This window comes from Parasphingomonas halimpatiens, from assembly GCF_036663795.1.
In the GTDB taxonomy this organism is placed as follows: domain Bacteria; phylum Pseudomonadota; class Alphaproteobacteria; order Sphingomonadales; family Sphingomonadaceae; genus Sphingomonas.
In genome coordinates, this window is the sequence record NZ_JAXOJP010000088.1 from 1 (window position 1) to 1,255 (window position 1,255).

Annotated in this window: 1 protein-coding gene; it reads right to left on the reverse strand. The window is 64.9% G+C overall.

What is annotated here, in order from left to right; genetic code table 11:
* Positions 1–3: 3 nt before the first annotated feature.
* A complete protein-coding gene (locus U1839_RS26740; RefSeq protein WP_332806600.1) occupies positions 4–1,185 on the reverse strand; it encodes an IS481 family transposase in 1,182 nt (393 codons plus the stop codon).
* Positions 1,186–1,255 lie beyond the last annotated feature (70 nt).

Below are 1,255 nucleotides of genomic sequence, written 5' to 3' on the forward strand. Positions count from 1 at the left end.
TGTTTAGACCGGAGACAAGGTGGACAGGTGTTCGGGGACATGGTGAACAGGTTGAACGATGTTCTGGCGCAGGTCGACCTGCGCCAGAACGTGGCGGCGATAGCATAGGGTGAAGATGCCATCGGTATCGGTGGCGTGGAGCGCGAGGCGTTTTCCGGCGAACGCCTTGGAGGATCGGATCTTGCGGCGTTTGAACATGATGCGGCCCTGTTCGTCGGCCACGCGGACCTGGGCGGTGGCGTCGTATTCCGGCGGGTCGATCGTGTCGGGCATCTTGCGTGCGCTGACGCGGTAGCGGCTTGCCGGCGTCTCCATGCCGATCCCTTCGTGCGGGCGCCTGCTATTGTAGATTTCGCGCCAGCCATCGAAGGCTTGCTGCGCGGACGCGAGATCGGCGAAGCGGCGACGATCGATGAGCTCCTCCTTCAGCGTCCTGTGGAACCGCTCTTCCTTGCCCTGGGTCTGAGGATGATAAGGGCGGCCATGGCTGATCGTGACGCCCAGATCGAGCAGCCAGACGGTCAGGCGCGTGTACCGCTCCGGCCCGGTTGTGCCCCAGGGCGGCCCGTTGTCCGCCAACATCCGTCGTGGCAGGCCATAGCGCCTGAACAGCCCTTCGAGCCGCTCCTGCACGGTCGCCGTGCGTTCGTCGGCACAGGCACCGATCTCGAGCGCGTAGCGCGAGTGATCGTCGGTCAGCGTCAACGGATGACAGCGTCCGCGATCCAGCGCGAAGTGACCCTTGAAGTCCATTTGCCACAGGTCGTTCGGCTCGGGGTGCTCGAACCGGCAATAGCCTCGCGCCTCACCAGCCCGCGGGCCATCCAGCTTGCCAGCGCGGCGCAGTACCTCGGTGATCGTCGAGGCGCTGGGCGGCCGCTCCACCCCGTCCCACTCCAGCAGCCGGCGGAGCTTGCGACCTCCCCAGCAAGGATGCTCCGCCCGCAACGCCAGCACCTGCGCTTCCACCGCGTCGGGCGTCCGCGACGGGCTCGTCAGCGGCCGACGAGGACGGTCGCAAAGACCCGCCGTGCCCGCGCGCCGGTAACGCTCGATCCACTTGTACCCCGCCGTCCGACCAATCCCGAAACGGCGACAAAGCTCGCTCACGTTCGAACCCGGTAATAACGCCAAACGGCAAAACTCTTCCCGTTGTGACAAGATCGAAGACTCCTTGAATGGCATCGGGCACCTCCGCACCCAATGTGTTCACCATGTCTCCGAACACCTGTTCGCTATCTCTCCGGTCTATACA